This is a genomic window from Priestia sp. AB, from assembly GCF_028369225.1.
GTDB classification, from domain to species: domain Bacteria; phylum Bacillota; class Bacilli; order Bacillales; family Bacillaceae_H; genus Priestia; species Priestia megaterium.
In genome coordinates, this window is sequence record NZ_JAQMYN010000002.1 from 328,931 (window position 1) to 354,702 (window position 25,772).

Annotated in this window: 29 protein-coding genes and 1 riboswitch; of the genes, 14 read left to right on the forward strand and 15 right to left on the reverse strand. The window is 38.0% G+C overall.

Going from position 1 to position 25,772, the window contains the following annotated elements:
- Window positions 1–7: 7 nt before the first annotated feature.
- The 3 genes from POF52_RS07895 to POF52_RS07905 form a co-directional block, all read right to left on the reverse strand.
- Window positions 8–490 carry a spore coat protein gene (locus POF52_RS07895; protein ID WP_154991538.1) on the reverse strand — a complete coding sequence of 161 codons (483 nt, stop codon included), beginning with the start codon at window positions 488–490 and terminating at the stop codon, window positions 8–10.
- A gap of 346 nt (window positions 491–836) precedes the next feature.
- Window positions 837–2,087 (reverse strand): ribonuclease H-like domain-containing protein, encoded by a 1,251-nt coding sequence (locus POF52_RS07900; protein ID WP_271991657.1) that lies wholly within the window; start codon window positions 2,085–2,087, stop codon window positions 837–839.
- A 4-nt stretch (window positions 2,088–2,091) separates the two neighbouring features.
- Window positions 2,092–4,362 (reverse strand): DEAD/DEAH box helicase, encoded by a 2,271-nt coding sequence (locus POF52_RS07905; protein WP_176583850.1) that lies wholly within the window; start codon window positions 4,360–4,362, stop codon window positions 2,092–2,094.
- A 121-nt stretch (window positions 4,363–4,483) separates the two neighbouring features.
- Here POF52_RS07905 and POF52_RS07910 point away from each other — a divergent pair, with 121 nt between their 5' ends.
- The 3 genes from POF52_RS07910 to POF52_RS07920 all read left to right on the forward strand — a co-directional run bounded on the left by POF52_RS07910 (window position 4,484) and on the right by POF52_RS07920 (window position 6,858).
- On the forward strand, window positions 4,484–4,735 hold the full coding sequence (locus POF52_RS07910; RefSeq protein WP_013056134.1) for a hypothetical protein: 252 nt from the start codon (window positions 4,484–4,486) through the stop codon (window positions 4,733–4,735).
- Window positions 4,736–4,884: 149 nt separating this feature from the next.
- The gene (locus tag POF52_RS07915; protein WP_271991661.1) at window positions 4,885–6,396 is read left to right on the forward strand and encodes a sensor domain-containing diguanylate cyclase; all 1,512 of its coding nucleotides are present in this window, start codon (window positions 4,885–4,887) and stop codon (window positions 6,394–6,396) included.
- Between the two features lie 150 nt (window positions 6,397–6,546).
- A complete protein-coding gene (locus POF52_RS07920; protein WP_013056132.1) occupies window positions 6,547–6,858 on the forward strand; it encodes a DUF6509 family protein in 312 nt (103 codons plus the stop codon).
- Between the two features lie 224 nt (window positions 6,859–7,082).
- Here POF52_RS07920 and POF52_RS07925 read toward each other — a convergent pair whose 3' ends face one another.
- The 3 genes from POF52_RS07925 to POF52_RS07935 form a co-directional block, all read right to left on the reverse strand.
- Window positions 7,083–7,259: a hypothetical protein gene (locus POF52_RS07925; RefSeq protein WP_162837670.1), complete on the reverse strand. Its 177-nt coding sequence runs from the start codon at window positions 7,257–7,259 to the stop codon at window positions 7,083–7,085.
- Between the two features lie 104 nt (window positions 7,260–7,363).
- The gene (locus POF52_RS07930; RefSeq protein ID WP_013056130.1) at window positions 7,364–7,567 is read right to left on the reverse strand and encodes a cold-shock protein; all 204 of its coding nucleotides are present in this window, start codon (window positions 7,565–7,567) and stop codon (window positions 7,364–7,366) included.
- A 287-nt stretch (window positions 7,568–7,854) separates the two neighbouring features.
- Entirely contained in the window at window positions 7,855–8,022 is a 168-nt protein-coding gene (locus tag POF52_RS07935; protein ID WP_013056129.1) for a hypothetical protein, read from the reverse strand.
- A 111-nt stretch (window positions 8,023–8,133) separates the two neighbouring features.
- Between POF52_RS07935 and POF52_RS07940 the strand changes: the two genes are divergently transcribed.
- The 4 genes from POF52_RS07940 (at window position 8,134) to POF52_RS07955 (ending at window position 11,663) form a co-directional block, all read left to right on the forward strand.
- The gene (locus tag POF52_RS07940; protein WP_016763474.1) at window positions 8,134–8,679 is read left to right on the forward strand and encodes a YhcN/YlaJ family sporulation lipoprotein; all 546 of its coding nucleotides are present in this window, start codon (window positions 8,134–8,136) and stop codon (window positions 8,677–8,679) included.
- 287 nt (window positions 8,680–8,966) lie between these two features.
- Window positions 8,967–10,445 (forward strand): sodium/proline symporter PutP, encoded by a 1,479-nt coding sequence (gene putP / locus POF52_RS07945; RefSeq protein ID WP_074678360.1) that lies wholly within the window; start codon window positions 8,967–8,969, stop codon window positions 10,443–10,445.
- A 229-nt stretch (window positions 10,446–10,674) separates the two neighbouring features.
- Window positions 10,675–11,334, forward strand: coding sequence for an SIMPL domain-containing protein (locus POF52_RS07950; RefSeq protein ID WP_013082345.1), 660 nt, complete (start codon window positions 10,675–10,677; stop codon window positions 11,332–11,334).
- Between the two features lie 62 nt (window positions 11,335–11,396).
- Window positions 11,397–11,663: a hypothetical protein gene (locus POF52_RS07955; RefSeq protein ID WP_013082344.1), complete on the forward strand. Its 267-nt coding sequence runs from the start codon at window positions 11,397–11,399 to the stop codon at window positions 11,661–11,663.
- Window positions 11,664–11,987: 324 nt separating this feature from the next.
- Here the strand turns inward: POF52_RS07955 and POF52_RS07960 are convergent, their stop codons facing one another.
- The 5 genes from POF52_RS07960 to POF52_RS07980 form a co-directional block, all read right to left on the reverse strand.
- Entirely contained in the window at window positions 11,988–13,169 is a 1,182-nt protein-coding gene (locus tag POF52_RS07960) for a trans-sulfuration enzyme family protein (protein ID WP_271991678.1), read from the reverse strand.
- Complete coding sequence (locus POF52_RS07965; protein ID WP_271991681.1) at window positions 13,153–14,298, reverse strand: trans-sulfuration enzyme family protein; 1,146 nt, start codon at window positions 14,296–14,298, stop codon at window positions 13,153–13,155. The genes POF52_RS07960 and POF52_RS07965 overlap by 17 nt, the downstream gene beginning before the upstream one ends.
- A gap of 71 nt (window positions 14,299–14,369) precedes the next feature.
- Window positions 14,370–14,487, reverse strand: a riboswitch (SAM riboswitch).
- A gap of 167 nt (window positions 14,488–14,654) precedes the next feature.
- Window positions 14,655–15,317 carry a DUF2642 domain-containing protein gene (locus POF52_RS07970; RefSeq protein ID WP_074678370.1) on the reverse strand — a complete coding sequence of 221 codons (663 nt, stop codon included), beginning with the start codon at window positions 15,315–15,317 and terminating at the stop codon, window positions 14,655–14,657.
- Window positions 15,318–15,381: 64 nt separating this feature from the next.
- Window positions 15,382–16,515, reverse strand: coding sequence for a spore coat protein (locus POF52_RS07975; protein WP_271991686.1), 1,134 nt, complete (start codon window positions 16,513–16,515; stop codon window positions 15,382–15,384).
- 130 nt (window positions 16,516–16,645) lie between these two features.
- Window positions 16,646–17,731 carry a CotH kinase family protein gene (locus POF52_RS07980; protein ID WP_047930939.1) on the reverse strand — a complete coding sequence of 362 codons (1,086 nt, stop codon included), beginning with the start codon at window positions 17,729–17,731 and terminating at the stop codon, window positions 16,646–16,648.
- 170 nt (window positions 17,732–17,901) lie between these two features.
- Here POF52_RS07980 and POF52_RS07985 point away from each other — a divergent pair, with 170 nt between their 5' ends.
- Together POF52_RS07985 and POF52_RS07990 are read left to right on the forward strand one after the other, a co-directional pair.
- Window positions 17,902–18,444 carry a CotG/ExsB N-terminal domain-containing protein gene (locus tag POF52_RS07985; RefSeq protein ID WP_271991691.1) on the forward strand — a complete coding sequence of 181 codons (543 nt, stop codon included), beginning with the start codon at window positions 17,902–17,904 and terminating at the stop codon, window positions 18,442–18,444.
- A 144-nt stretch (window positions 18,445–18,588) separates the two neighbouring features.
- Window positions 18,589–18,735, forward strand: a complete 147-nt coding sequence (locus POF52_RS07990; RefSeq protein WP_016763466.1) for a hypothetical protein — start codon at window positions 18,589–18,591, stop codon at window positions 18,733–18,735.
- A 31-nt stretch (window positions 18,736–18,766) separates the two neighbouring features.
- Here the strand turns inward: POF52_RS07990 and POF52_RS07995 are convergent, their stop codons facing one another.
- Window positions 18,767–19,180 (reverse strand): YppG family protein, encoded by a 414-nt coding sequence (locus POF52_RS07995; RefSeq protein ID WP_013056116.1) that lies wholly within the window; start codon window positions 19,178–19,180, stop codon window positions 18,767–18,769.
- A 229-nt stretch (window positions 19,181–19,409) separates the two neighbouring features.
- Here POF52_RS07995 and POF52_RS08000 point away from each other — a divergent pair, with 229 nt between their 5' ends.
- Window positions 19,410–19,604, forward strand: a complete 195-nt coding sequence (locus tag POF52_RS08000) for a YppF family protein (protein WP_013056115.1) — start codon at window positions 19,410–19,412, stop codon at window positions 19,602–19,604.
- 125 nt (window positions 19,605–19,729) lie between these two features.
- Window positions 19,730–19,900: a hypothetical protein gene (locus tag POF52_RS08005; RefSeq protein WP_013082336.1), complete on the forward strand. Its 171-nt coding sequence runs from the start codon at window positions 19,730–19,732 to the stop codon at window positions 19,898–19,900.
- A 275-nt stretch (window positions 19,901–20,175) separates the two neighbouring features.
- Here the strand turns inward: POF52_RS08005 and POF52_RS08010 are convergent, their stop codons facing one another.
- Together POF52_RS08010 and POF52_RS08015 are read right to left on the reverse strand one after the other, a co-directional pair.
- On the reverse strand, window positions 20,176–20,526 hold the full coding sequence (locus POF52_RS08010) for a YppE family protein (protein ID WP_013056113.1): 351 nt from the start codon (window positions 20,524–20,526) through the stop codon (window positions 20,176–20,178).
- A 45-nt stretch (window positions 20,527–20,571) separates the two neighbouring features.
- The gene (locus POF52_RS08015) at window positions 20,572–20,826 is read right to left on the reverse strand and encodes a hypothetical protein (RefSeq protein WP_013056112.1); all 255 of its coding nucleotides are present in this window, start codon (window positions 20,824–20,826) and stop codon (window positions 20,572–20,574) included.
- Window positions 20,827–21,053: 227 nt separating this feature from the next.
- Between POF52_RS08015 and POF52_RS31155 the strand changes: the two genes are divergently transcribed.
- Window positions 21,054–21,155, forward strand: coding sequence for a hypothetical protein (locus tag POF52_RS31155; protein WP_016763465.1), 102 nt, complete (start codon window positions 21,054–21,056; stop codon window positions 21,153–21,155).
- An 11-nt stretch (window positions 21,156–21,166) separates the two neighbouring features.
- Here POF52_RS31155 and POF52_RS08020 read toward each other — a convergent pair whose 3' ends face one another.
- A complete protein-coding gene (locus tag POF52_RS08020) occupies window positions 21,167–22,162 on the reverse strand; it encodes a DUF2515 family protein (RefSeq protein WP_271991706.1) in 996 nt (331 codons plus the stop codon).
- A 73-nt stretch (window positions 22,163–22,235) separates the two neighbouring features.
- On the opposite strand from POF52_RS08020, the gene recU reads away from it, so the two are divergent.
- Both recU and POF52_RS08030 read left to right on the forward strand, forming a co-directional pair.
- On the forward strand, window positions 22,236–22,835 hold the full coding sequence (gene recU, locus POF52_RS08025; protein ID WP_271991709.1) for a Holliday junction resolvase RecU: 600 nt from the start codon (window positions 22,236–22,238) through the stop codon (window positions 22,833–22,835).
- 63 nt (window positions 22,836–22,898) lie between these two features.
- Window positions 22,899–25,772, forward strand: a complete 2,874-nt coding sequence (locus POF52_RS08030) for a transglycosylase domain-containing protein (protein WP_271991712.1) — start codon at window positions 22,899–22,901, stop codon at window positions 25,770–25,772.

Genomic DNA, 25,772 nt, shown 5'->3' on the forward strand with positions numbered 1-25,772 from the left:
ACGTACATTATCTAAAATACCCTGAATTAGGTCCTTGATGCGCGCCTTTTGTATGACAGCTTCCTTGGCCGCAACCTTTGTGTCCCGGATAACTAGCACCTGCTACTTGACCTGGGTAGCCTCCTTGACCTGGAAAACCAGCTCCCCCTACTTGACCTGGGTAGCCTCCTTGACCTGGATAACTAGCACCTGCTACTTGACCTGGGTAACCTCCTTGACCTGGGTAGCCTCCCATTTGACCTGGATAGCCTGCTCCCCCTACTTGAGTTGGATATTGCTGCGCACCGCCAAAAAACTGTTGATTTGAAGTTTCATTTACAACAGATTGCGTTTGCGGGAAGTAATGTACGTGCTTCACATTTGTATGATTCACCAATGTATTATGACTTGGATGAATGTGAGGTACAACTACCTCCTGAGAAGTAAACTGCGTGCAACATTTTGTTGGATGCACAATTGGTGGCATACATTTTGTTGGCCTTGGATACATATCCTTTTTCCCCTTTCACTGTTTAGTTATTACACTATTACAATATGTGAAGGGTAGTGTACATGTACTAAGACAAACACCTATTTTTGGCCTACATAAAGGAGTTATACGAATTTTTCAAACTGCTTAAGACAATTACTGTTAAACAAATTAATGCGAAAAATGATACTAAAATCACATTTTTCATGAGGCCTCGCTCCATCTCACCAAAGTTCTGTTTTTAAGCTGTAAGAATAAGTCTTACATTGACTAATTTTATCAATGACTGAAAAATAGAACAATATAAAACATCCACAAAAACAAAAGAATAATAATTCTGAATATTTTAAAGTAAATCAGCTGAAGTCTATGCTTTAGCTGATTTATTTTTTAGTCTAAGAAGTCTTTTTTCAAGCGCTTCCTTCGACGTTTTTTTAGTCATTTCTCTGAGTTGATTCCACTTTTCCAAGGCGAGCTCAGTATATAGAAGTGCTTGATGCACATCTTTGAGACGATGCTCACAAATTTTAGCTAGCTCAACCAATGCTTCTATAGCGACGTCACCTTCACATGTTTGAACCAAGGGTTCAAACATGTCCACTGCCTCTTTCCAACTCTTCTCTTTTTTATAATGATAAGCCATCGCTAGCTGAGCTTTTTCATGCTCTTCTTTTTCTTTTTCCGCTACGCCCTGATAAAGAGAGAAAGCGTGCTTATTCTCCCCTAACTGCTCATACCACCTTGCTACTTCATATGTTTCTTTTTCTGTAAACTCCTCACTAGTAAGGAGATGTTTTGATAAATGAATGTATAAGGTGATAAGTGATAAAATATCATGTTCATTATGTTTCATAATGTCGAATAAGCCTCTTGGATTTTTCGTTTCAATAAAATCAAAATAAATCATGGGAGCTAAGAAACCTGGAATATCATCAACTCGTTCAATTCCAAGTATTTCTTTTTCGACATTCGCAAGCTTAACCGAATTCATTTTGTGTTTCCACAGCCTTCTTGATGCATGCAGTAAATCAAAGTGACCGAACTTAGGCAGCTTGGGCAAATGATCTCTCAATAGTGTATGACGAGTCTTCACATGAGGCCAATCGAAAGATTTCCCATTATAAGTCACAAGCGTCGTATAGTCTACTTCTTTTAAGAAACTTTCGTAAAATGCTACTTCTCCGCTTGGCTCTGTTAATATATGTTGACGAAAAACGACGGAATCTTTTAGCACCCTTGCATATCCTAGCAAAAAGATAGTTGTTCCCGTACCTGTACTAAGCCCCGTCGTTTCCGTATCAAAGAAAAATAAATCTGAATATGTGCGGCCTTTTGATGAAAGCGGATGAGCAACTGTAGACCCATTCCATACTTCCACTACTTTTTTCAGCTCATTAAATTCATAATGTCCATGCTTGTAGTCGAGCGGGTAAACCACCTCTCTTATCATACAGTAGCTGTCTTCCGCAAAGTAAGGAACAGCATGATTTCCCTTCCATTCCTGCTCATAGGGAATAGACGCGCTTTTAGGTCGCTGCGGATTACTTTCAACCGGCGGCTTTGCTTCTGTAACGTGAAGATGCTTTTTCATACGGTTTAATTTATTTTTAAAAGACAAGAGTTCACCTACTTTGCAGTTGTTGTAGCAGCACGAGCGCATCGCTTTTTGCGTGTTCTCCCTGTGCTTCCATACCGATACAAGACGGACAGCCGCTTTCGCAAGAACAATTTACAATTAATTGATTAGTTTGACTTAGCACATCATTCATTTGTTCGTACACTTTGTCACTTAGCCCAATGCCTCCCGGGTATCGATCATATAAGAAGATAGTCGGCTGTTCGTTGTGCACCGCTTTTACCTGAGGCACTACATGTAAATCAGACGGATCGCACATCACCATAAGCGGTGCAATTGACTGAAGGGCATTTGCCACGGAAATGAGCGCTTGTTCCAATCGTTCTTCAGATTCGTAAAACTGTTCTTTTTCAAAGCTTAGCCACACGGCATTTGTATGAAGCTCTTCTTCTGGAAGTGAAATGGGACCTGACCCTATGTTTTCATGCGTCTCAAACTTTATTTTTTTAAATATCGTAGCCATAGCGCTGACCATTACATCGCCATAACCAATTGAATATGTTCTCTCCATCCGTTCTTTATCAGCTTCTAGCACCTTTAAGTTAACCGCTAAGTTTGCATCGGTGAAATAGTCTACATCGACTTCACGAACATACGCTTTTTTCTCATCCCAGTCCAAGTATTCTACTTGATACTGAATGCCTTGATGCAAGTAAATCGCCTCATCATGAAGAAGCGTCATGGCACTAAAGCGATCCATTTCTCCAATTACTTTCACATTTGCAACGTCCGATTGATCAATAATGACAACATTTTCTTGGGATGCAGAACGCAGACTGATATTATGAGCTGGGAACGAATCGTTCATCCAGTACCATTTGTCTCCGCTAAAATGAATCACTCGCTCTTCTTGCAAAAACTCCAGCACGTCTTCAATTTCTACCCCATCAAATGTTTCTCCCTGCTTAAACGGCAGCTCATAGGACGCACATTTTAAATGATCGACTAAAATAACAAGATTATCAGGATTAATTCGAGCTGTTTCTGGGTTTCTGCTAAAAAAGTAGTCCGGATGCTGAATCATATACTGATCAAGCGGACTTGAACTTGCGACCATCACAATGACGGCTTCTCCGTGACGTCTCCCAGCTCGTCCTGCTTGCTGCCAAGCGCTTGCAACCGTGCCTGGATAACCTGTCATCACACACACCTGCAGCTGCCCGATATCTACTCCTAGCTCTAAAGCATTCGTACTGACTACCCCGTAAATACTTCCTTCTCGAAGTCCTCTTTCTATTTCGCGTCGCTGCTTCGGCAAATATCCTCCGCGGTACCCTTGAATAGACTTATTTTGAAGCTGGTTTTTTACGAGCTCCTGCAGATACGTTAAAATAATTTCCACTCGTACTCGGCTTCGTGCAAATACAATCGTTTGAATTTTATTTTTCAAAAACTCTCCTGCAATATTTCGCACTTCAAGCGTAGCACTTCTTCTAATGTTTAACGGTTTATTAACAATAGGCGGGTTATAAAAAATAAAATGCTTGCGGCCGCTAGGCGCTCCGTTGTTATCTACTAACATAACATGAGCTCCCGTTAAATGTTCAGCGAGTTCTTTTGGGTTAGCGATGGTCGCTGATGTACAAATAAAGATAGGATTGCTTCCATAGTAGCGGCAAATTCGCTTTAACCGGCGTATAACGTTGGCTACGTGGCTTCCAAAAACACCGCGGTACGTATGAAGTTCATCAATCACAATGTACTTCAGGTTTTCAAACAGTGATACCCATTTAGTATGATGAGGTAAAATAGCTGAATGAAGCATATCTGGATTCGTAATAACAATATGACCTGCTTTTCTTACCTTTTGACGGATATTTGCCGGAGTATCTCCATCATACGTGTAGCTATTGATTGGTACTTCCATTTCTTCAATGATTTCATTTAATTCACTTTTTTGATCTTGGGCAAGCGCTTTTGTTGGAAACAAATAAAGAGCTCTAGCCTGATCATTCTCCATAATACTTTGGAGTACCGGCAAGTTGTAGCACAATGTTTTCCCCGATGCTGTCGGCGTCACAGCCACAACATTCTTCTTAGATGTCGCCAAATCAAACGCTGTTTTTTGATGCGTATAAAGCGAACCAATTCCTCGGTTCTCAAGTGCTTGCCGCAGTTTCGTATGCAAAGAAGCCGGAAATGGCGCAGTTTTAGCTTCTTTCTCTTCGATCGTATGCCAATGAACAATATTTTTCTGATATGACGGATTCGTTTGCAAGATATCCATTACTTCTTGTAAGTTTTTTCGTATTCTCATTTTCATCACCTGCTTCTATTTTAACGAATGAACGTTCGATAGAAAACCATAAGTTTTTGTATGTTTTTGGGGGATTCGGACATGGTATTAATACAGTAAATTTTTCAAGGAGATGTTAAAAATGGGAAGCCCTTATCTTTGCCCTAGCTGCAAAACAAATCGAACGCGCTTTAATATCATTGAACAAAATGCAAAACCTGTAAAAATGGACCCAAGAAGCGGAGACGTCGTAGAAGAATACACAAACGATACGCTCGATGCCTTTCACGCTGCTTATAACGGACCGCAAAAACGTATTCAGTGCGGAGCTTGCGGCTTAGTAGAAGATGAGACCATGTTTGTACGGCACGCTGAATCCAATAAACTTCAATAAAAAGGTGAGGCTCTTTGGCCTCACCTTTAATCATGTAAATCTTTATGCTTTTTCTTGATCAAAAAGCAGACATTCTCATCTAAAAAATTCATGTCTTTTCTTATACAAACATGCTAAAATACCTAAAAAAAGATATGGAGATGATGGTCATGTCATTTCTTCTTTCGCTTTTACCTTTCTCCTTTCTGAAGAAATATTGTTTTCCTTCCGGAAGAGAAGTTAATAAAGATAAAATGTTCGATAAAACGAATGCAGAGATGCTTCAACAGAGAGTCAAGCTAGTTTCACTTGCTCTTGTAGTTTCCTACCCTATTTATATTTATATAGGGTTTTCTTTACTTCAACATGCGGGGACATCTCAGTTTAGACATACACTAATTGGTATTCATTTCACTAGTTTTGCTATCTCCTCTCTTTATTTATTTTTCTATTATGTTAGTAAGAGAAAAGAACGGTTTGCTAACTACTTAAGCACCATTGTATATGGCTATATATTTTATTACGTATTTGTTGCAGCACTTTCTACTATTAACAGTCAGCTTTTCACAGGTCGCGTAGACGTGTATATGATGCTTTTGATTTCCACAGCTGTTTTATGTCCTATGAAATTAAAACATCTGTGCATCATTTTTATTCCTAACCATCTTTTTTTACTATACGGCTTATCACGATATGTACCAGATTCTTTTTCTCTTATTTCAAAGCAGATCAATACAACTGCAGCAGTTGCTATCGCTTTACTTATTTCATACATTCTTTATACATACCGTCACAAAGAATATATGAATCATTTACAGCTAAAAGAAAGCGAACGTAATTTTTTTACGCTGTTCAAAATTAATCCCTATCCTTTACTATTAACGAGATTATCCGACCACAAAGTGCTGCTCATCAACAATAAAGCTATTCATTTTTACAATCTTGCTTCTCAAGATCTTGATCAAATAGACGGATTTATAATCTATCCTACCGATGAAGATCGAGAGGAGATTTTAAAACGTCTTCAACAAGAGAACTATGTAAAAAACTACATCCTAGAAGCACGTGAACATGGAGATTCTAAGTGGGTTATGATCAATTATGAATTACTAGAGTATCAAAGCGAAAGCTGCATACTCGCAGGCATTACCGATATAACCGATTTAAAAGCAGTAGAGCATGAATTGAGCTTGCATGCTTCAACTGATATGCTGACGGGCATTTTAAATCGAAGAAGCGGAATGGAAAAACTGCAGCTGGAACTGCTGAGAGCTAAAACCAATGATATACCTTTTCTATTATGTTTTATCGATATTAATTCCTTAAAACTAGTAAATGATCAATACGGTCATAGAGAAGGCGACTGGGTTATTAAAACAATAGCAGAATCAATTAGTGGTTATATTAGCAAAGATGATACGCTCTTTCGGTACGGAGGCGATGAGTTTTTATTAATGGCTCCTGAACAAACGGAAGAATACGTACAAAAGCTGTGGCAAAATATTAATGAACAGCTAGAAAATAAAAAGAAAGAATTTAATAAGGCATATGCACTGTCTGCGAGTTACGGATTTATTATATGTGCGCCTTCAGACGACGCCAACCTAGATACATTAATTCAAAAAGCAGATGCTGCCATGTATAAGCAAAAACATACGCGCGTTTCTTCCGCCTTTAAGTAAATCATCGAAGTCCTTGCGCCATCGATTCGCTAAATAGAATGATCAAGGAATAAATCCGTGCATGAATTACGCATGCACTTTCTTTCTTTGCAAAGAAAAACTATAATAGATGATGCAAGCATTTTACTGATATATGGAAAGGACGTACATATGTTTACAATTAAAGAATATACAGCTGAACAATTGCAGGATCCATTTGGTCTCCTTCTAGGTGAACGCTATGAATTTCATTTATACATTGAGGTAGAAGAAGATGATGAATTATATACGGGCAACGACCTAGCACTACGCTTAGTATATATTAAAGGCGAAGATAACACTTCTATTGCCCAAACTCATTTTTACGAAGTTTCAACAAATAAAGTATTAGACTTCGACCTTGAAGAAGAGGAAGAAGAAGCTGTAAAAGAGTTTTGCGGGAAGCACTTACCTTCAGAGGAAGGTACAAATAACGAGGAATAATTAAAAGAGACTGGGACAAACGTATTTTAGTTGAAGGAAAATCCGAACGATGAATCGAGATTCTTGGTGGAGAATCAAACTCGTTCGGATTTTTTCATTGGTAGAGTGAACATAGGTTTTATGTATGTAACTGCTTCTAGCTGTTGTGTAAAAAACGATCCCTACTAGCTCATTCATCTCATTTGTTCGTCTGTAGATTGAATTGATTGCGTTATGTCCAATCCTCATTTTTGATTTCGTTTTTCCATTAGCTTTTTAACTACTTCTTTTGGCTCCCAGCATGTAAACTGATAAGAAGGACGGGTTTCATAGCCTAGTCTTTTGCATCGATACTTCATTCCCTTATCCAATTTAATGCTTCGAAAATGTTCACATGTGGCACAGCAATGAAATGAACTCATGCCTTCCCTTCTCCCCTACTTTAATCTATTTTCTTAATCATACAAATAAAACAAATTTGTATAAAAAAAGCTGCCTATCGGCAGCTTTCATATGTAGCGTTGAATTATAATTTTACAACATTCTCCGCTTGAGGTCCACGTTGACCTTCAACGATTTCAAATTCAACTTTTTGGCCTTCTTCTAATGTTTTGAAGCCTTCAGATTGGATAGCTGAAAAATGAACGAATACGTCATTTTCGCCTGGTACTTCGATAAAACCGAAGCCCTTTTCACTGTTAAACCATTTTACTGTACCTGTAGTAGCCATGTAAAAAAACCTCCAAAAAATGTAAAAATTTTAATATGTTACTCTATATTTACATTTATACCGTAAATAAAAAATTCACATATTATAAAAGAGACCTACGCGAAGTAGATCTCCTTTATAACAAGTGAATTTTCACTAAATCTAATTCGAGTGTATGGTCAAACGTAGTATTCATTACATTTATTAAATTTGGTTGCGTTTACATTATACTATACCTATATGTAGAATGCAAATATTGGGCCATTCTTAGCATATGGCTCAGCCGTTTTGCAAAATATTGATCTTCCTTACGTCAACATGTTATCAATATGGGCGTCGATAATTTCTTTTCGTTTATTTTGCAGGGTCTCAAATAATAACTTAGCTTCTTCTGAAGTTAGTGCAAACGTTGTTGTTTCTTCATGGTTTTCTTCTTTTGTATGAAGCACAAATATGCTTTGTTGAATTCCACTCATACATATTCCTCCTTTTTCGATAGTATAGGCTTTTTTATATTTTTCATGTATGCTTCACACGTTTTTAACAAATTATAAGAAAGGTTAAAACTTATAAGGAGTGATACTATCATGAAGAAATCGTTTTTGTTTGTTGTAGGCTGCATGACGACCCTTTCTTTATTCGGCTGCAGCACAGCAGATCAAGGTAAAGATGGCGTCATTGATGATGATACAGTCCGCAACGTCACATATGAAAATGGAAACAATAAAACGAAAATGAATGACGTAAACGATACGCAAGATGTACAGCGTAACGAAAAAGAACAATATAACCAGTCGGGCGGAATGAGAGTAGCCGATGTGGCTGCTGATCGTATCGTAGCATTAAAAAACGTTAAAGATGCTAACGTAATCGTAACCGACCATACAGCTTATGTAGCAGCTGTATTAGATGATAACAAAGAAGGTAATCTCACAAAAGATATGGAGCATAAGATCGCACATGAAGTGAGAAAAGCTGACGGCAGTGTTCATCGAGTGTTTGTATCAACAAACCCTGACTTTGTAAACCGTATGAACGGATATGTAGACAAGCTTCAAACCGGCAAACCAGTCTCTGGACTATTTGACGAGTTTTCAGAAGTTGTTCGCCGCGTATTCCCGAACTCACGCTAATATACATGAATGTCAAAAGAGCATTTTACAAAATGCTCTTTTTATTTTTCGCATAAAATATTGCATAAAAAACGCTCTTATAAATTTCTGAATATTTTTATTTTACTTTATTTTGAAATCGTTTTCATTTATACAATATAAAGGTTTAGAGGATTTTAGACTTAGGTAATTTACGTTTTTGTGGGTTGATAGTAAGGGAAAAGTTTGTTAGTTTTAGAAACCATAAGATGTTTGCATGGCGAGCAGTGCTCGTTTCATGCATAAATAATGCATAAAGGGGAGATTTTGTGGATATTGGTGTTTATATTTCACTGGGCATTTATTTTGTAGGAATGCTTGGAATAGGATGGTATGCCTACACAAAAACAACGCAAGACGTATCAGGTTACATGCTAGGCGGACGCGGACTAGGTCCGGCTGTTACTGCGCTTTCAGCAGGCGCTTCAGATATGAGCGGATGGATGCTAATGGGTCTTCCGGGATCCATGTATGTGACAGGTCTTTCAAGTTTATGGCTTGCGGTAGGTTTATCTATTGGTGCTTATTTAAATTATTTAATCCTCGCTCCGCGCCTTCGCACTTATACCGAAGTAGCGAATGACTCCATTACAATTCCAGACTTTTTTGAAAATCGCTTTGGCGACCATGCCAAGGTTCTTCGAACAGTATCAGCGATTGTGATCTTTATTTTCTTCACTCTTTACACTTCAGCTGGTATGGTATCAGGCGGAAGATTGTTCGAATCGGCATTTGGTGTAAATTATCAAATTGGCTTATTTGTAACAGCATCTGTTGTTATTGCCTACACTCTTTTCGGTGGATTTTTAGCTGTTAGTTTAACAGATTTTGTTCAAGGTGTTATTATGTTTCTTGCTTTAGTTTTAGTACCCATTGTAGCTTTCACTAATGTTGGAGGCATTAACACAACGATGGATATTGTACAGGACATTAATCCAGCATATCTTGACATTTTTAAAGGTACGACCGTTTTAGGTATTATATCCTTCTTAGCCTGGGGACTTGGCTATTTCGGCCAACCTCATATTATCGTCCGTTTTATGGCTATCTCTTCTGTTAAAGAATTAAAACCCGCACGCCGTATTGGAATGAGCTGGATGATCATTTCAATTATTGGCGCTATGCTGACAGGGCTCGTTGGAATTGCATATGTAGAAAAAACGGGTATGAAACTAACAGACCCTGAAACTATTTTTATTAAATTTGCGGATATACTCTTCAATCCGTTAATTACTGGATTTTTATATGCAGCTTTACTAGCAGCAATTATGAGCACGATTTCTTCTCAGCTGCTTGTAACGGCAAGCTCTGTTACAGAAGATTTTTATAAAACATTTTTCCGACGCAAAGCCTCTGACAAAGAGCTTGTAACGGTTGGAAGAGCTGCGGTTTTAGGTGTTGCAATTATTGGCATTTTGCTTTCTTTAAAACCTAGCGATACGATTTTAGGACTGGTTGGATACGCATGGGCTGGATTTGGTTCAGCTTTTGGTCCTGCTATTTTACTAAGTCTTTACTGGAAGCGTATGACTCGATGGGGAGCCCTTGCAGGGATGATTGTAGGTGCTGCTACAGTATTAATTTGGGTAAATACTCCATTGAAGGATGCTCTTTATGAAATGATTCCTGGGTTCTTTTTCAGCTTATTAGCTGTTATTATTGTAAGTTTACTAACAAAGAAACCGTCAAACGATGTTCAAAATCAATTCATTGAAATGAAAGAAACCTTAATAAAAGAATCGAAATAAACAAAAAGAAACTGAAAAAAAGTACGTTAGTTGAAGGAAGATCCGAACGATGAATCGAGATTCTTGATGAAGAATCAAATTCGTTCAGATTTTTTTATTGGTAAGGTGAATATAGGTTTTATGTATATAGTTTCTTCTAGCGGTTGATTTAGTTATGTCTCAATCTCTTTTTGTTTTTAATCTCCTTTGCTTATCATATATATTAAAGATCAATAAAGGAGGTTTTTGTATGCAACATTCTTATTTCCCTTATGAACCTACACAACAATTGCGCGTAGATACACAAAATAGAGAAATTAAAGTAATTGGTGAAGGAACTGCTTCAGCCATTCCAAATGAAATTTCCATGACGATTGGAACTCGTACGGAAAACCGAGATGTTCAAGAAGCCTTAAAAGAAAATTCAGCTGTTTCAAATACTTTGCTGCAAGAGATAAAAAAACTTGGAATCAATGACCAGCAAATTGAAACAGCTTCGTTCACCATAAACCCTAAATATGATTACAGTGATGGAAAATCGACTCTTACAGGATACGAAGTACAGCACTTATTTAGAGTAAGAGTACAAGATGTAAAACAAGCTGGCGATGTCTATAACGCTACTTTTTCAAGCGGAGCCAACGTAGCGCAAGATCTTCAATTCCACGTTACAAATGATGATAAATATGAACAAGAAGCGATAAGTAAAGCTTTGCTTAACGCTAAAGAAAAGGCCTTTACCATTGCCAACACGCTGCAGCTCCCTATTAACCAAATCCCCATTTTGATCGAAGAAGGCCCCGTCTATCAGTCATCTGGCTCCTCGCCTAAGTTATTAGCAGCCTCTCCCCCTATTCAAGCTCAGTCCTTGACTGTATCTGCTTCTGTAAAAGTTACGTACACGTATTAATACTTATGGTAAACTATAGATTATTATAATGAAGAAACTAATCTAAAGGAGCTCTTTGCACAATGACTTCTGAACATTTACTAGCAGCTTATCAAACCCTATGGTTGAACCGTTCGTTCGCTTCTAAACAAGCCATGACAAGTGAAGATCAGCTTCACGAAGCCATTATGAAGGATTTAAAAGATGAAATGACTCATCCACGCGTCCGGCAAACACCGTATGTAAAATATCATCTTGGCATAAAAAGAATTCTAAACAGCAGTCTTTCCTCTGATGAAAAAGTTGCGCTTACGTCCCTATACACAAACCTTTTAGATAGCTGTATATAGCGGATATCAATCCAGTGTAAAGACGAACAAATGGGATAAAGGAGCTGAACCGCTTGTGACACCGCGGTTGATTTCCGTGCAAGACTTCGCTTTCCGCGGGCGGCCGATGAGCCTCCTCGTCGCTTGTGCTCCTGCGGGGTCTCATCCCTTCCGCTTTTCCCGCAGGAGTCTTCGCCTTACCCTCCAATCAACCGCTAGAAGCAACGAAATAGATGAAACCTACGTTCACCGTGACAACAAAAAACAAGAACTATTAATCAGTAATTTTGATTAATAGTTCTTGTTTAACTTTAACTAGAATACTTTTGTCCCAGTCTCTTTTCTTTATTTAATTAACGCCTTTTCTTCTAAGCTTTGAAAAACAGCGTTAAAGTCTTGCTTCAAATCCTCGAATTCCTCTAACCCTACTGAAAGGCGAAGAAGTGACTCATTAATTCCTTTTTCTTCACGCACTTCTTTTGGGATACTCGCATGAGACATTGTTGCAGGATGCGTTAGAATGGATTCAACTGCACCTAGACTAACGCCAATTGAAGCCAATTTGACTCCTTGTAAAATATGTCGCGCTACTTTTTCATCCTGTACTTGGAAAGAAATCATAGCTCCGTATCCATTTGCTTGTTCTGAAATCAGTTTGTGGTCTGGATGACTTTTTAAGCCCGGGTAGTATACACGGCTCACTAGAGATTGTTCTTCAAGCCACTTTGCAAACTGCAGCGCTGTTTTTAACTGCTGATCTAAACGAACTTTTAATGTCTTAATGCCTCGAAGCAGTAAAAAACAATCCTGCGGTCCTAAGATAGCACCAAAAGCATTTTGTACAAACTTTACTTCTTCCGCTAGCTTTTCATCGCTTACCACAACTAGACCGCCAATGACGTCACTGTGACCGCTGATATATTTTGTAGCACTATGAATTACAATATTTACACCAAGGTCAATCGGCTGCTGTAGATAAGGTGTTAAAAACGTGTTATCCACAATTGTAAGAACATTGCGCTCCTTCGCCAAACTTGCTACTGCTTTAATATCCGTTACCTGTAAAAATGGATTTGAAGGGCTTTCGATATAAATAGCCTTCGTATCTTTTGTGATAGCTTCTTCTACTTTTTCAACCTTCGTTGTATCAACAAAAGTTGTTTTGATACCAAACTTTGAAAATAACCGTGTTAATACACGATATGTCCCGCCGTACGTATCGTGTGAAACTAAAATTTCATCCCCTGATTCAAAAATAGATAACACCGAGGAGATAGCAGCCATACCTGATGAAAAAGCAAAGCCAGCGTATCCATTTTCTAGCTGAGCAATGGTGTTTTCTAAAGCCTCACGAGTTGGATTTCCTGAACGAGAATAGTCATAGCGGCCGTTGTTCGTCTCATCTTCTTGGTTAAATGTAGATACCTGATAAATAGGTACGTTAACCGCTCCAAAATGACCGTCAATTCCTGTATTTGCATGAATTAAGTTCGTACCAAATCTATGTTTATTATTGTTGGTATGCATCAAATGCCTCCTTCAAATCTTTAATTAAATCATCTGCGTGCTCAATTCCAACTGATAATCGCAGTAAACAGTTTGTTACTCCGACACGATTTCGAATTTCCTCCGGAATGTCCGCGTGTGTTTGACGAGCTGGGAATGTCATTAAACTTTCTACGCCTCCTAAGCTTTCTGCAAATGTAATAACTTTGACATTTTCCAAAAGCGTGGACACGATGTCAGGGTGTGAGACAGCAAAAGAAATCATGCCTCCAAATCCAGTTGCTTGTTTCTTCATAATTTCATAGCCCGGATGTGTTTCAAGACCAGGGTAATACACTTTTTCCACGAGATCATGAGCAGTAAGCCAATTTGCAATTTTCAGTGCATTTTCGTTATGCTTTTCCATACGAAGCGCTAGCGTCTTAACACCGCGCAATAACAGCCAGCTATCTTGTGGACCTAAGATTGCCCCAGCTGCATTTTGATAAAAACGAATTTTCTCTCCTAAGCTACTACATCGAGCGACTACAAGACCAGCAACTACATCATTATGACCTCCAATGTATTTGCTTGCACTATGTATCACAATATCTGCTCCAAGCTCTAAAGGACGCTGATAGTAAGGGGACATGAATGTATTGTCAATGATAGTAAGCAAATCATACTGTTTAGCTAACGCAATTGCTTCTGGCAAATCAGTTACGTGCATCATTGGATTTGTAGGTGTTTCAATAAATAAAGCTTTCGTGTTGGGACGAAGCGCATCTTTTACTTGCTCGAGATGGGCTGTGTTGACGTACGAAACAGTAATTCCTTGCTCTGAAAAGATTTCATTTAGTACTCGGTACGTTCCTCCGTATAAATCCTCTGATACAATTAAATGATCTCCGTTTTTAAATAGTGCTAAAACTGCCATTACACCCGCCATTCCTGAAGCGAATGCTGCTCCTACTTCGCCTTTTTCTAAAGCAGCAATTGCTTCTTCCAATGCTGTACGAGTAGGGTTTGCCGTACGTGCATAGTCAAATCCTGTACTTTGCCCTAAAGCAGGGTGAGCAAATGTTGATGCTTGGTAAATAGGGGTTGTAATAGAACCTGTTGAAGGGTCACGACCTACTCCTGAACGAACTAATAAAGTTTCAATTTTCATCTATTTCTCTCCTTAACTCAAAATAAAAAACACTCTTCACAGATGAAAGAGTGTTCGTTTATACACGATTTCTCTCATCTGTTAGAACAATACTGATGTTCCACAGGAATTAGCACCGTTCAAATGAATGTTTCATTTGATGGTTGCCGGGCATCACAGGGCCAGTCCCTCCGCCACTCTTGATAAGAGTTCTATATAATTGTTGGTGGTTAACGTTTGTTGTTACTAACTTTAATAAAGATTTTCTTTATTGTCAACATAATTTTCTAAAAAATTTAAATCGTCTCATTTGTTTATTCAATATACTTGTCCTGATAAGCACATAAAAAAAAGAGACGACAGCGAGGTCTCTTTTTCTAAGGCAAGTGCACAGATTTTACATGAGCTAGCTTCCAATAGATACTTTCTCCATTTGCGGTAATTAGTTCAACAATATTATTAGAAACTTCTTTAAGTACGCCAATCTTTTCTGATTGATCCCCTAAATCTAATACAACCAGTTGATTTTCATATTTTTTAAGCTGCTCTTCAAAGTTTCTGACAAAAGGTGCAGAGGCGGGCCTTACTGGTAGCTCTTTGTCACTTAAAGAATAAGGGGTTAACTCATTGCTGTAAGGGGTAAGCCATTTCAAATGATGCAGAGAAACAAAGACATTTTTATACACTGGAGAATAAAACACAAGATAATCATTCAGCACGCTTGTAATATAGCCGTGCAATGATTTCCCTCCTGTCACATAAATTTCAATAAATTTCCCTTTTGCCTGCTGTAAAATATTACGATAGGAAATCCGCTGACTTTCTTCTATTAAGTTCTCTTCTATTTCACGTAAAACCGTATAGTCTTCTTCCGATACTTCCTGCAAACGATGCATGTGTAAAAGAGGAATATACAAATAATCATGTCCATTATACAAAATCATGACATCTAACCCTAAGTCAACAAGTCTGCCAATAAACTTAGTATTCCCTGAAATATCTACTTCTACAATTTTATTAATATAGCGATTTATACTCATTCTCCTCCCCCTTTCCTATATGACAGAAAAGGTGCTTTATAAGCACCTTTTTTGTTCTTATTCATTATGCTTTCCAGCGATAATTTTTTGTTTGGATGACTTGCTCTCTTGACGCTGACGAGTGTGAATCTGTGCGGCGGCTTTTTCTTGAGGAATATGAACCTGTGCGGCTTCTTCCTGTACGACCTTCTGAAACGCCTTCTGCTGATCCTCCATCTTCAGTATTTGTATTTTCCTCTTTCTGCTCATCATCTTGATTATTATTTTGTTTAAAAGATCCCTTTGCTCCTACACAAATGGTTTTAACATGTCTTGGTTGTAAGCGTAATACTTGATTGTCCTGAACAAGGGTAAAAGTACCATTCCGGCTTTGCACCAATACACCTTCTACAGCCTCTGGACCGCCGCCATTGATTGATACCCATTTGTGTGATAGATGAGTAAATAAATTATTAAAGGTTTTTGATTTCATATAAGTTGGTTCCTGATTTGTAGCAAATTGATTATTCATTTGATTGTTATTATTGTTATTATTGTTATTATCATTTTGATATTCACTTATACTTTTTACATGTTCAACATTGATATAGACAACACCATCATCTTCCGACAGTAACACAAGGTAAGCAGACTCTGACGAACCTAATACGTCAAGTAGCTGGCCTGCTTTTTTCTCAGGACCGCCTTGATTTATTTGAACATATTTACTTTTCAGTAATGATAAAGTACTAGCAAATGTCTTGCCTCTATACAACTCTAAAGTACCCTCATTATCAAACCCGGTAAACGTCTGTGCTGAATTTGACACAGCATCTTCCGTAATACTCTTAACATGGGATAAATGATAATATACAACAGTATATTCTTGTTGATTATTTTGGTTATTTTGGTTGTTTTGGTTGTTTTGGTTGTTTTGATTGTTTTGGTTGCTATTTCCTTCATTATTGTTTTCATCGCTGTTATTATTGTTATCGCTTTCTACTGCTAATATTAAATAATCAGACTGAACATCAAGTAAATAACCTGTTTTTGATTCAGGACCTCCTCGATAAACAGTCACCATTCTTCCTTTTAAAGGTTTAAACTGTGAAGAATAGCCTTTATCAGGCCGATTTGCATTTTTGCTGTGGCTGCGTTTCCGGTTTGGATTTGAATTTTGACCTTGATTTTGCCCATAATAATAATAATAGTTTTCCATTCTTTTTCCTCCTTGTTAGTCATCCATATTGGTCATTCATACTGTATATATACGTATCATGTACAGCTATTGATTTCGTACATTCGCCTATTATTAACAAATTCCACTTTTGCCTATCATTCTATGGTATCTAAAAAGTGAGAAGATTATTTTTAATATATGCTGTTCGGTCTTTTATAAAAGATAAAATAAATGCCGGCTCCTCATAAAATTGTTCTATATTATTTTTTACATAAGGATCTTTCAAAATATAAGGCTTAAGCTCTTCGTGCATTTGATAGACAATGGGCTTCATATATTCCACTGTAAATTGATTATTTAGAACATTGTTCATCTTTTTAATATAACGCTTTTTAATTCCATCTACTGCCAACAAACGAGCTGTAAGCGTGTTGAATCCTTGTGCACGGACATAATCTCCTTCCATTACTTTTCCATTTACATCCCTTCCCCAAGTCGCATCATAATCCCATGGAATCAGTTCAAAGCGTCCACTGTCATGGTTTCGATAGAGAGCATAATTATGAACAAAACCGTCATAATTTTGCATACAAATAATACCAACTAACCAAGATAAGTACCGGTCGACGTTTAGATACTTCTCAATATTCTGTTCGAATTCTGTATTTGTCCATGTATTAACATTAAATATAAACTGTTCTAATTTTTCCTTATCTCCTTGTTTCACTACTTTATCTTCATAACCTGATAATAGGGATGTTTTCGGCTTTTTATCCAAATCACTCATTAAAGAAAAATTAGCATCTCCGTCCACTGCATAAAATATGGATCCATCCGCTAAATTTCTTTTTTTCAAAAATAGTTCATCTACCGATTCAAGCTGAAGATACACTCCTTCGTTTTTCCCATTAATCGTGAGGGTAACAAACTGAGAGTGAGGAGATAAAACGTCTAAGGAGGAGAAAAAATCGAGGGACAATTTGTTGCGCATAAGGGATGGATCTTTGTATTCAGCGTTCAAATGTATTTCTTTAGAATACTGAAAGATTTTTGGGGAATAAAATTCAATATAATATGACTTTTTCTTCATCTTACGAATATGTGAGCCTCTTAGCAACAAATCAATATCGTAACGCTTTTTGTTAAATTTCATCGTTGCCTGAACGACTTCTTCTGACCAAATGTCTCTGTGCATTTCTTTTAAATCTTTTACATTTACAAACAAAGCGTATTGAGGAATTTCTTTTTGTTTCATTACTTGACCACCTTTCTTCAATTAATAAATTATATGAACCTCAAATTCACCGTGATACCTCATCCTATCAACTATTTATGTAAATTCCACTTTTGCCCTATATCAAAAATCAATACTGCAACGTATCCTATTAAGACAATACCTAGTCCAATATATAGGAGGTTTTTTAATTGCATATTACAGCTCAAAAAATTAAAGAAGCTGCAGAGGCCCTGGAGTGTACAGAATTAAAATCTTTTATGTTTCAAGAGCCGACTGCCGGCCCTCTGACAAGACGTCGCCGTTCTTCTCGTAGTTCCTCTCGTGGTTCTTCTCGTCGTTCTTCTCGTAGTTCTTCTCGTGGTTCTTCTCATCGCTCTACTCGCCGTTCTACTCGCCGTTCTTCTCGCCGCTCTACTCGCCGTTCTTCTCGCCGTTCTTCTCGCCGTTCTTCTCGCCGCTCTTCTCGCCGTTCTTCTCGCCGCTCTTCTCGCCGTTCTACTCGCCGTTCTTCTCGCCGCTCTTCTCGCCGTTCTTCTCGCCGTTCTTCTCGCCGTTCTTCTCGCCGCTCTTCTCGCCGTTCTTCTCGCCGCTCTTCTCGCCGCTCTTCTCGCCGCTCTTCTCGCCGCTCTTCTCGCCGTTCTACTCGCCGCTCTTCTCGCCGCTCTTCTCGCCGTTCTTCTCGTCGTTCACGCCGTTCTTCTCGTGGAACTCGCCGCTCTCGTCGTTCTTAATTTCTCTAAACGCTCATCTTTATTGCAAAAAAAGCCGAAGAACCATGAGTGTCTTCGGCTTTTTTTTCCACTTATAGTAGGGGCACATTTGGAAATATACTAAGATGGGATGTTATTCATTTTACATAGAGAAGGAGAGGTTTTATGAAAAAAAGCAAGCATCAAATTTCAACTTCATCAACAACAGATGTCGAAGAAGTCAAACGTTTAAATGCTCAGTCTGGATTAACTTACAATGAAGTATTTACACTTCTTGGAGAAACCTATTTGAAAAATCAAAAGAAAAAATAATAAGCAGGGACTAGAAAACACCTTCTAGTCCTTATACTTTGAAAATCCCGGAAAACCCTTTAACTAGGGATGTTAATTGGTTCATGGCTCCCATCATCTGCCCCGCAGTATTCATCATCTTGTTCATATCGTAATTGCCATCACTCGATTTAAACTGAGACATTAATGACTGAAATTGAGAAGGCTGAGGCTTTTGTTGCTGAGCTTTAGGGTATGGATTAAAAGGCGCACCTGCATTATTGTACATGGGCTGCTGGTACATTCCGTTCATGTAGGGAATTTGCTGAGGACCAAAAGGCATTTGTTGCTGAGCGTACGGATGTTGCGGCATATAAGCTTCCGTCCATGGCTGCTGATGATACTGCGGAAATGGATGTACCTGACTTAAATCAAAACGTTCTGGTTGATGTTGCTCATAATACGGATAATGCTTACTTGTATACATGCAAAATCAATACCTCCTTTTTAATATTACATAATATATAGTATGTATGCAGAAATAAGAGGTGACGTTCGTCTACTTGTACTTTTGGAAAACAAATTCAAAAATATGTAGGTTTCTGTCGAAAGTTTAAATTTTTCAAAAAAACGAGATTATTTAAATATATGGTACGATAAGAACAAGTGATACTACGATACGTAGTGGCACAAATGGGGATTAGGAGGGAATTTACATGTATGTGAACGAACTTCAAGAAGCTTTTATTGCGGTGAAACAGTATGAGCCGCAGTCAAGTAATGAATTACTCGATTTTGCTCAGCAGCAGTATTTAAAAGGTTTTTTAACTCCTATGAATTACAAAGCCGCTGTACGTGAACTCGAACAAATTGGAGCTACTAAGCCCGATTTTAGTGCACAAGATGATTAATTTTTTTACTACCACCGAGAAATCGGTGGTTTCTTTGTTTCCTATAAAGTGGACACATACTTCTTTTTTGACTTGTTTATACTATAAAAGCTTTAACGTAGTATTCAATAAAGGAGGTCTATCTCATGAGTCGTGGAAAACATTTTGATCATAAAAAGCAAGGCCAAAGTGCAGCAACTAAAACAAATAACGCCGTTGCTTCTAAACATACTGAAAAAGTTGATTATCATATCGATACAGTCGCTTCACAAGATCACCCAGCTGTTTCTATCCAATCTCAAAAAGACTTTGATTGATATGATAAAAAGAGGCTGGGACATAACAAAATGAATCCAATCTTGAGACGAACAAATGGGATACATGAGCTGAACCGCTTATGACACCGCAGTTGATCTCCAATCAACTGCTAGAAGGAACAAAACAAATGAAACCTATGCTTCTCATCAAAAAAAACGAACTACGAATCAAAAGTTTTGATCGATAGTTCGTTTTTCATTTCGTGTAAAATACTTTTGTCACAATCTCATACATAGAAAATCCCCACCTTATAAGTCTCAACGGAAGGCCGGGATTAATTATTCAATATCGACTCGAGCACATACTTATTTGAGTGATACATCTTTTTAAATCGCTTTTCTCGCGTCTCGGGATAAAACGACTGTAGTACAACGTTTTGTAAATTTTCTTTTAACGTCTCTACTTGATTAACATGAATATATTTTGGTCGCTCTTTCTTCAGCCATTCCGTTACGAGACTAGCCCATTCATCAAGTTCTTTGAAGAAAATATCTCCATAAGGCTTTACTTCTTCAAAAAATTTCACTTCATAATTTTCTTCCTGTTGAATAGACGCTAATCGTTCTACAGCTACTTCATTATATTGAAACATGATCTCCGTACTTTTTTTCACATCTTCATTCATCGTTATTCGTCACCTCTACGATGACTATTGTAACATAAACAGTCTTTATACTGTATGAAGAACCATTTCTCTTCGGCTTCTATTCCATTCTGTTTCGGAAGGCATGCTTTCATACACAGCTACTTCAATTTCTTGCAGTGATTGGTCAATGCGATGAACTTGTTCCATATATGTTTCTTCACAATGTGTAAATGCTTCATTTATAGATGTAGACATCGTTTTATCCACTAAATCTACTTGCTCTAGTAAGCTATCTAATAAAGTCATCATTTCGCTTGTTTTAACCATACTTTGTTTCATCGCCATCCCTCCAAATTTTCCTTTGCATAACGTATTCTCTCTTTTCTTCATTGTCCCTTCACACATGACAAAACTAGTTTCTATTCGTCAAAGAAAGATGTTTTCGACATTTTCGTTTATGGTGAATCGAAAGTGAACATATTGAAAACACTAGTATAGACATTTCAGCTAAGCAGATACATTCCGCTGCTGAACGTTTATTACAGCATGATAGGAGGTGCCTAGATATGGCCAACAAACAGCAAAAATCACAGCCTAAAAATAAGCCTGAAACAAAAACCTACGGTGATCCTAAAAAGTTAAACGGTCCTAACCAGCCTTCTACTTAAGAACAAAACGGTCACTTGTGACCGTTTTTATTTACATTAAATACTTGCGCTAGTTTCATTAATATATACAGCTGCTTTTGCTTTTGAAGATACCACTTTGTAAAATGAACTTTCTTTGGAAAAGACGGCTTTTTCATAAGCTTTTGTTCCTCTTTTTTCGTTAAAAACCACTCTTCTCTCTTCTTTTCATGATGTCTAATAGCCGGATACACCTTTCGAAGAGCAGGTGTATGGCAACTGGTTTCATTCACAAAATACTGCTCATAATCGTATCTCGAACCCGTATGCTTTGTTTTCAAAGAAAATTCATAAAACAAGGGATAATACTTTTCATGAAATAATAAAGCCGCTAATTTCTTTCCCAAATCAATCCGATTATTTACTTTTGTAAAATCATGAACAGAACAACCGTATAGCTCCCCTGTTGTAGTAGGAAAAAGGACGGAACTAAAGTGGAATATATCTTGAAAAAAAAACAGCGTACTTTTAAACACTCTATCTTGATAAAAAGGCTGTTCAATAACGGGCTGTTGAATAACATGCTGCTCATTCACAATTAACGCATGAATAAGCTGCAGTTCACAAGGTCTCTGCATAAATTGTCTCCACTGCTCTTCGATAAAAGATGAAACACTTAAATAGGGAAGTAAATGAACGTAAGAGACATGTTTTTTACGCGAAACAGCATACAATAGTAATTGCGGGAAGACATCTTTAAAAATAAGCCAATTTGCTCTTTCATACGTCAAAAATAATAAATCGCGCGTTTGCTTTGATAACGCTTTTTTCATGTTTTTCCCTTGCAAATCACACATATTCCATCCTGCGTTTCGTGACACCATACTTGCGAGAAATGCCCACTTTACTTCAGGATATCTATGATAAAAAGTTGCATAAGCCTGGGTTCTTGATATATTATCAATATTCAGCTTGTCTGTGGTTTTTTTAATCGCCGTCAACAGTGCTTGTTCCGAACTATTGAGTGACATCTCTTCATCTTCTTTCATCTATTTTTATTTGTAGGATTTGGTATAATAGAATTTGTTTGTTTAATAGATTTACACTAAAGGAGTGATGGTTATGATTCGCTATCCTAACGGAAAGGCCTATAAGCCATTGAATACCAGCAGTCCTTCCCCTAAAAAGCTAGAAGCTAGCTATAGCAATCGTGGTATGACGCTGGAGGACGATTTAAACGAAACAAACGAATACTATGTTTCAAAAGGAATAGCCATTGTTCACAAAAAACCAACCCCTGTTCAAATTGTAAAAGTAGACTATCCGAAGAGAAGTGCCGCTGTTATTAAAGAAGCTTATTTTAAACAGGCTTCTACTACAGACTATAATGGAGTCTATAAAGGAAAACACCTTGACTTTGAAGCAAAAGAAACGAGAAATAAAACCTCATTTCCGCTGCGTAATTTTCATGAACATCAAATTGAACATATGAAGCAAATTGTGAAACAAAACGGGATTTGTTTCGTTATATTAATGTTCTCTACTTTACAAGAAATATACTTGTTCGAAGCACAGTTCCTTTTTCCTTATTGGGATTCCATGAAAAAAGATGGACGAAAATCAATCCCTAAGGCAGATATTGAAAAAAAAGGACATTTCATCGAACTTGGTTACCATCCGAGAATCGATTACATAAAAACTATAGATAAATTATACTTTTAAGAGTATGATATATATGTTTACGGAAATCATTCTCTTACAATGCGTTGAAAGGTAGGAGTTTTTATGTCAGATAATTATCGCTCTCGTGAAGAACGACGAAGAGCTATGAATGACAACAAACCAGAAGGTAAATCTCAAGGAAAACCGAAAAAGAAGAAAAAAGGAGGCCTATTTCGTAAAATTGTTGCCGCAGTTTTACTGATAGGAATCATCGGGCTCATTGCCGGAGTGGGAACTTTTTTTGCTATGATAAGCGATGCTCCAAAAGTTGATGACTCGGTATTAAAAAACTCTTTTTCATCTAAAGTATATGCAAACGATGGAAAGACAGTTGTAAAAGAAATTGGAGCTCAAAAACGTACATATGTGCAATACGATGAAATCCCTCAAGTCGTCAAAAACGCATTTATCGCTACGGAAGACGTTCGTTTTTATAAACATCACGGCGTCGACTTTTACCGAATTGGCGGAGCATTAATGGCGAACTTTAAAAACGGCTTCGGTGCTGAGGGCGGTAGTACGATTACTCAGCAAGTGGTAAAGAATTCGTTCTTATCACCAAAGAAGACGGTTAAACGTAAAGTACAAGAAATGTGGTTAGCTTACCAGCTTGAGCGTAAATATTCGAAGCAACAAATTCTTGAAATGTATTTAAACAAAATATATTTCGCATCAGGTGAAGTATACGGTATTGAACGAGCAGCTGAGAAATTTTACGGAGTTAAAAGCGTAAAAGATTTAACTCTTGATGAAGCTGCTATGTTGGCAGGCTTACCAAAAGCGCCAACTACTTATAACCCAGTTACAAACCCAGAGAATGCTACTAAACGCCGTAACACAGTATTAAACTTAATGGCTAAAAACGGCTTCATTACACAAGCCGAGGCCGACAAAGCAAAACAAGTAGATGTACAGGCTCACTTAGCTAAACAAACTGAATCAACATCTAAGTACGATGTATTTATTGATCAAGTAATCGAGGAAGTAAAAAAGAAAACAGACGCGGATCCATTTTCTGCGGGCTTAGAAATTTATACAACGCTTGACACTAATGCTCAGGACTATGTGGATGATGTGATGAATAACAAAGTAGTCAACTTCCCGAACGATAAATTCCAAGCAGGTCTTGTCGTTGTAGATAATGAAACAGGCGGTATTCAAGCAATTGGAGGCGGACGTAATCGTGTATCAGGCGGCTTAAACTTTGCAACAAATATGAGACGCCAGCCCGGCTCAACAATTAAGCCGATCTTAGATTACGGTCCAGCGATTGAGAACTTAAAGTGGTCCACTGGACAACCGCTAAAAGATGAAGAATATCATTATTCAAACGGCACGCCAATCCGAAACTTCGGACGAAACTATAAAGGCTGGGTTTCAGCGCGTGAAGCTTTAGGGCGCTCATTGAACATCCCTGCTTTAAAAGCGTTTCAAGCAACCGGTGCGGACAAAGCAAAAGAGTTCGCTACGGGCCTTGGGCTAAAATTAGACGAAGAAGACGGCGAAGCTTATTCTGAATCTTATTCTATCGGAGGATTCCGTACAGGTGTTACACCTCTACAAATGGCTGGAGCCTATAGCGCTTTTGCAAATGAAGGTATGTACAATGCACCGCATACAGTGACAAAGGTAAAATTCCCTGATGGAACAGAAATTGATTTAACGCCAAAACCAAAACGCGCAATGCAGGATTACACGGCATTTATGATGACGGACATGATGAAATCTGTCGTAAACGAATCATATGGTACAGCTCGTGCTGTTCGTACACCAGGATTAGAAATCGCGGGTAAAACGGGAACTTCAAACTTTAGTGCGGCAGACAAGCAACGATACAATATTCCAGACGCTGGTGAAAAAGACGTTTGGTTTAATGGATTTACGCCTAACTATACGATTTCCGTATGGACAGGCTATGAAACTCCTAAAGACGGCTATATTTTAAGTCCTAATGAAACAGGCATGGCAAAAAATATCTTTAAGCATGTTATTACTCATATTTCTGAAGGCAAACCTAAAGGAAGTTTCAAGCAGCCGGACAGCGTAGTTGAACGTTCCGTGGAAAAACCAACGGGCAAAGACTTAAAACGCCCAAGCGGCTCTACTCCTTCGAGCTTAATTACTAAGGAATACTTTGTACGCGGTACTGCACCGACAAAAGTATCTCAAACGTTTGTGAAGAAAGAAAAAGAAGAAAAGAAAGAAGATAAAAAAGAGGACAAAAAAGAGAAAAAAGACAATAAAGATGTGAAGCCAAAAATTACTGCTTCGTATAGCGGAGGAGCAATTTCAGTTAACTGGTCAGCTTCAAACGCAGCCAGTGATACGACCTTTACAGTCACAATGTCATCTCCTAACGGTTCTGAACAACTCGCATCTGGCGCAGGAGCCGGTGGAAAGACAATTTCCAATCCAGCACCAGGCGCAACGTATAGTTTCACCGTAACAACAAATACGGGCGAAAGCGCTAGTTCTTCTGTAAAAGTCCCTGATTCATCAGATCAAGCTACCGAAGATGATTCTACTAAGCCTGAAGATGACGGAACAACGGACGATAATCAAAATGAAGACAATAGCAACACTGATCAAAACAACAGCTCTGATCAAGGTGACGATTCATCTACTCAGCCGGATGATAACCAAAACAACAATAATGGCAACAATAATGGCAACAATAATGGCAGCAATAATGGCAGCAATAATGGCAGCAATAACGGCGGTAACAATAGCGGCAATACCGATAATAACAATAATGATGGCGGCAATGCTAACGATGGTAATAGCAGCAACAACAACAATAATAACGGAGGCACAACTCCTCCTCCAGCAGACAACGGTGGAAGTGACTCAGGAAGTCAAACACCACAAACCCCTGCTACACCATCGACGCCGTCAACACCTGCTACACCGCAGCAAGAGCCAACAACTGAAAATTAA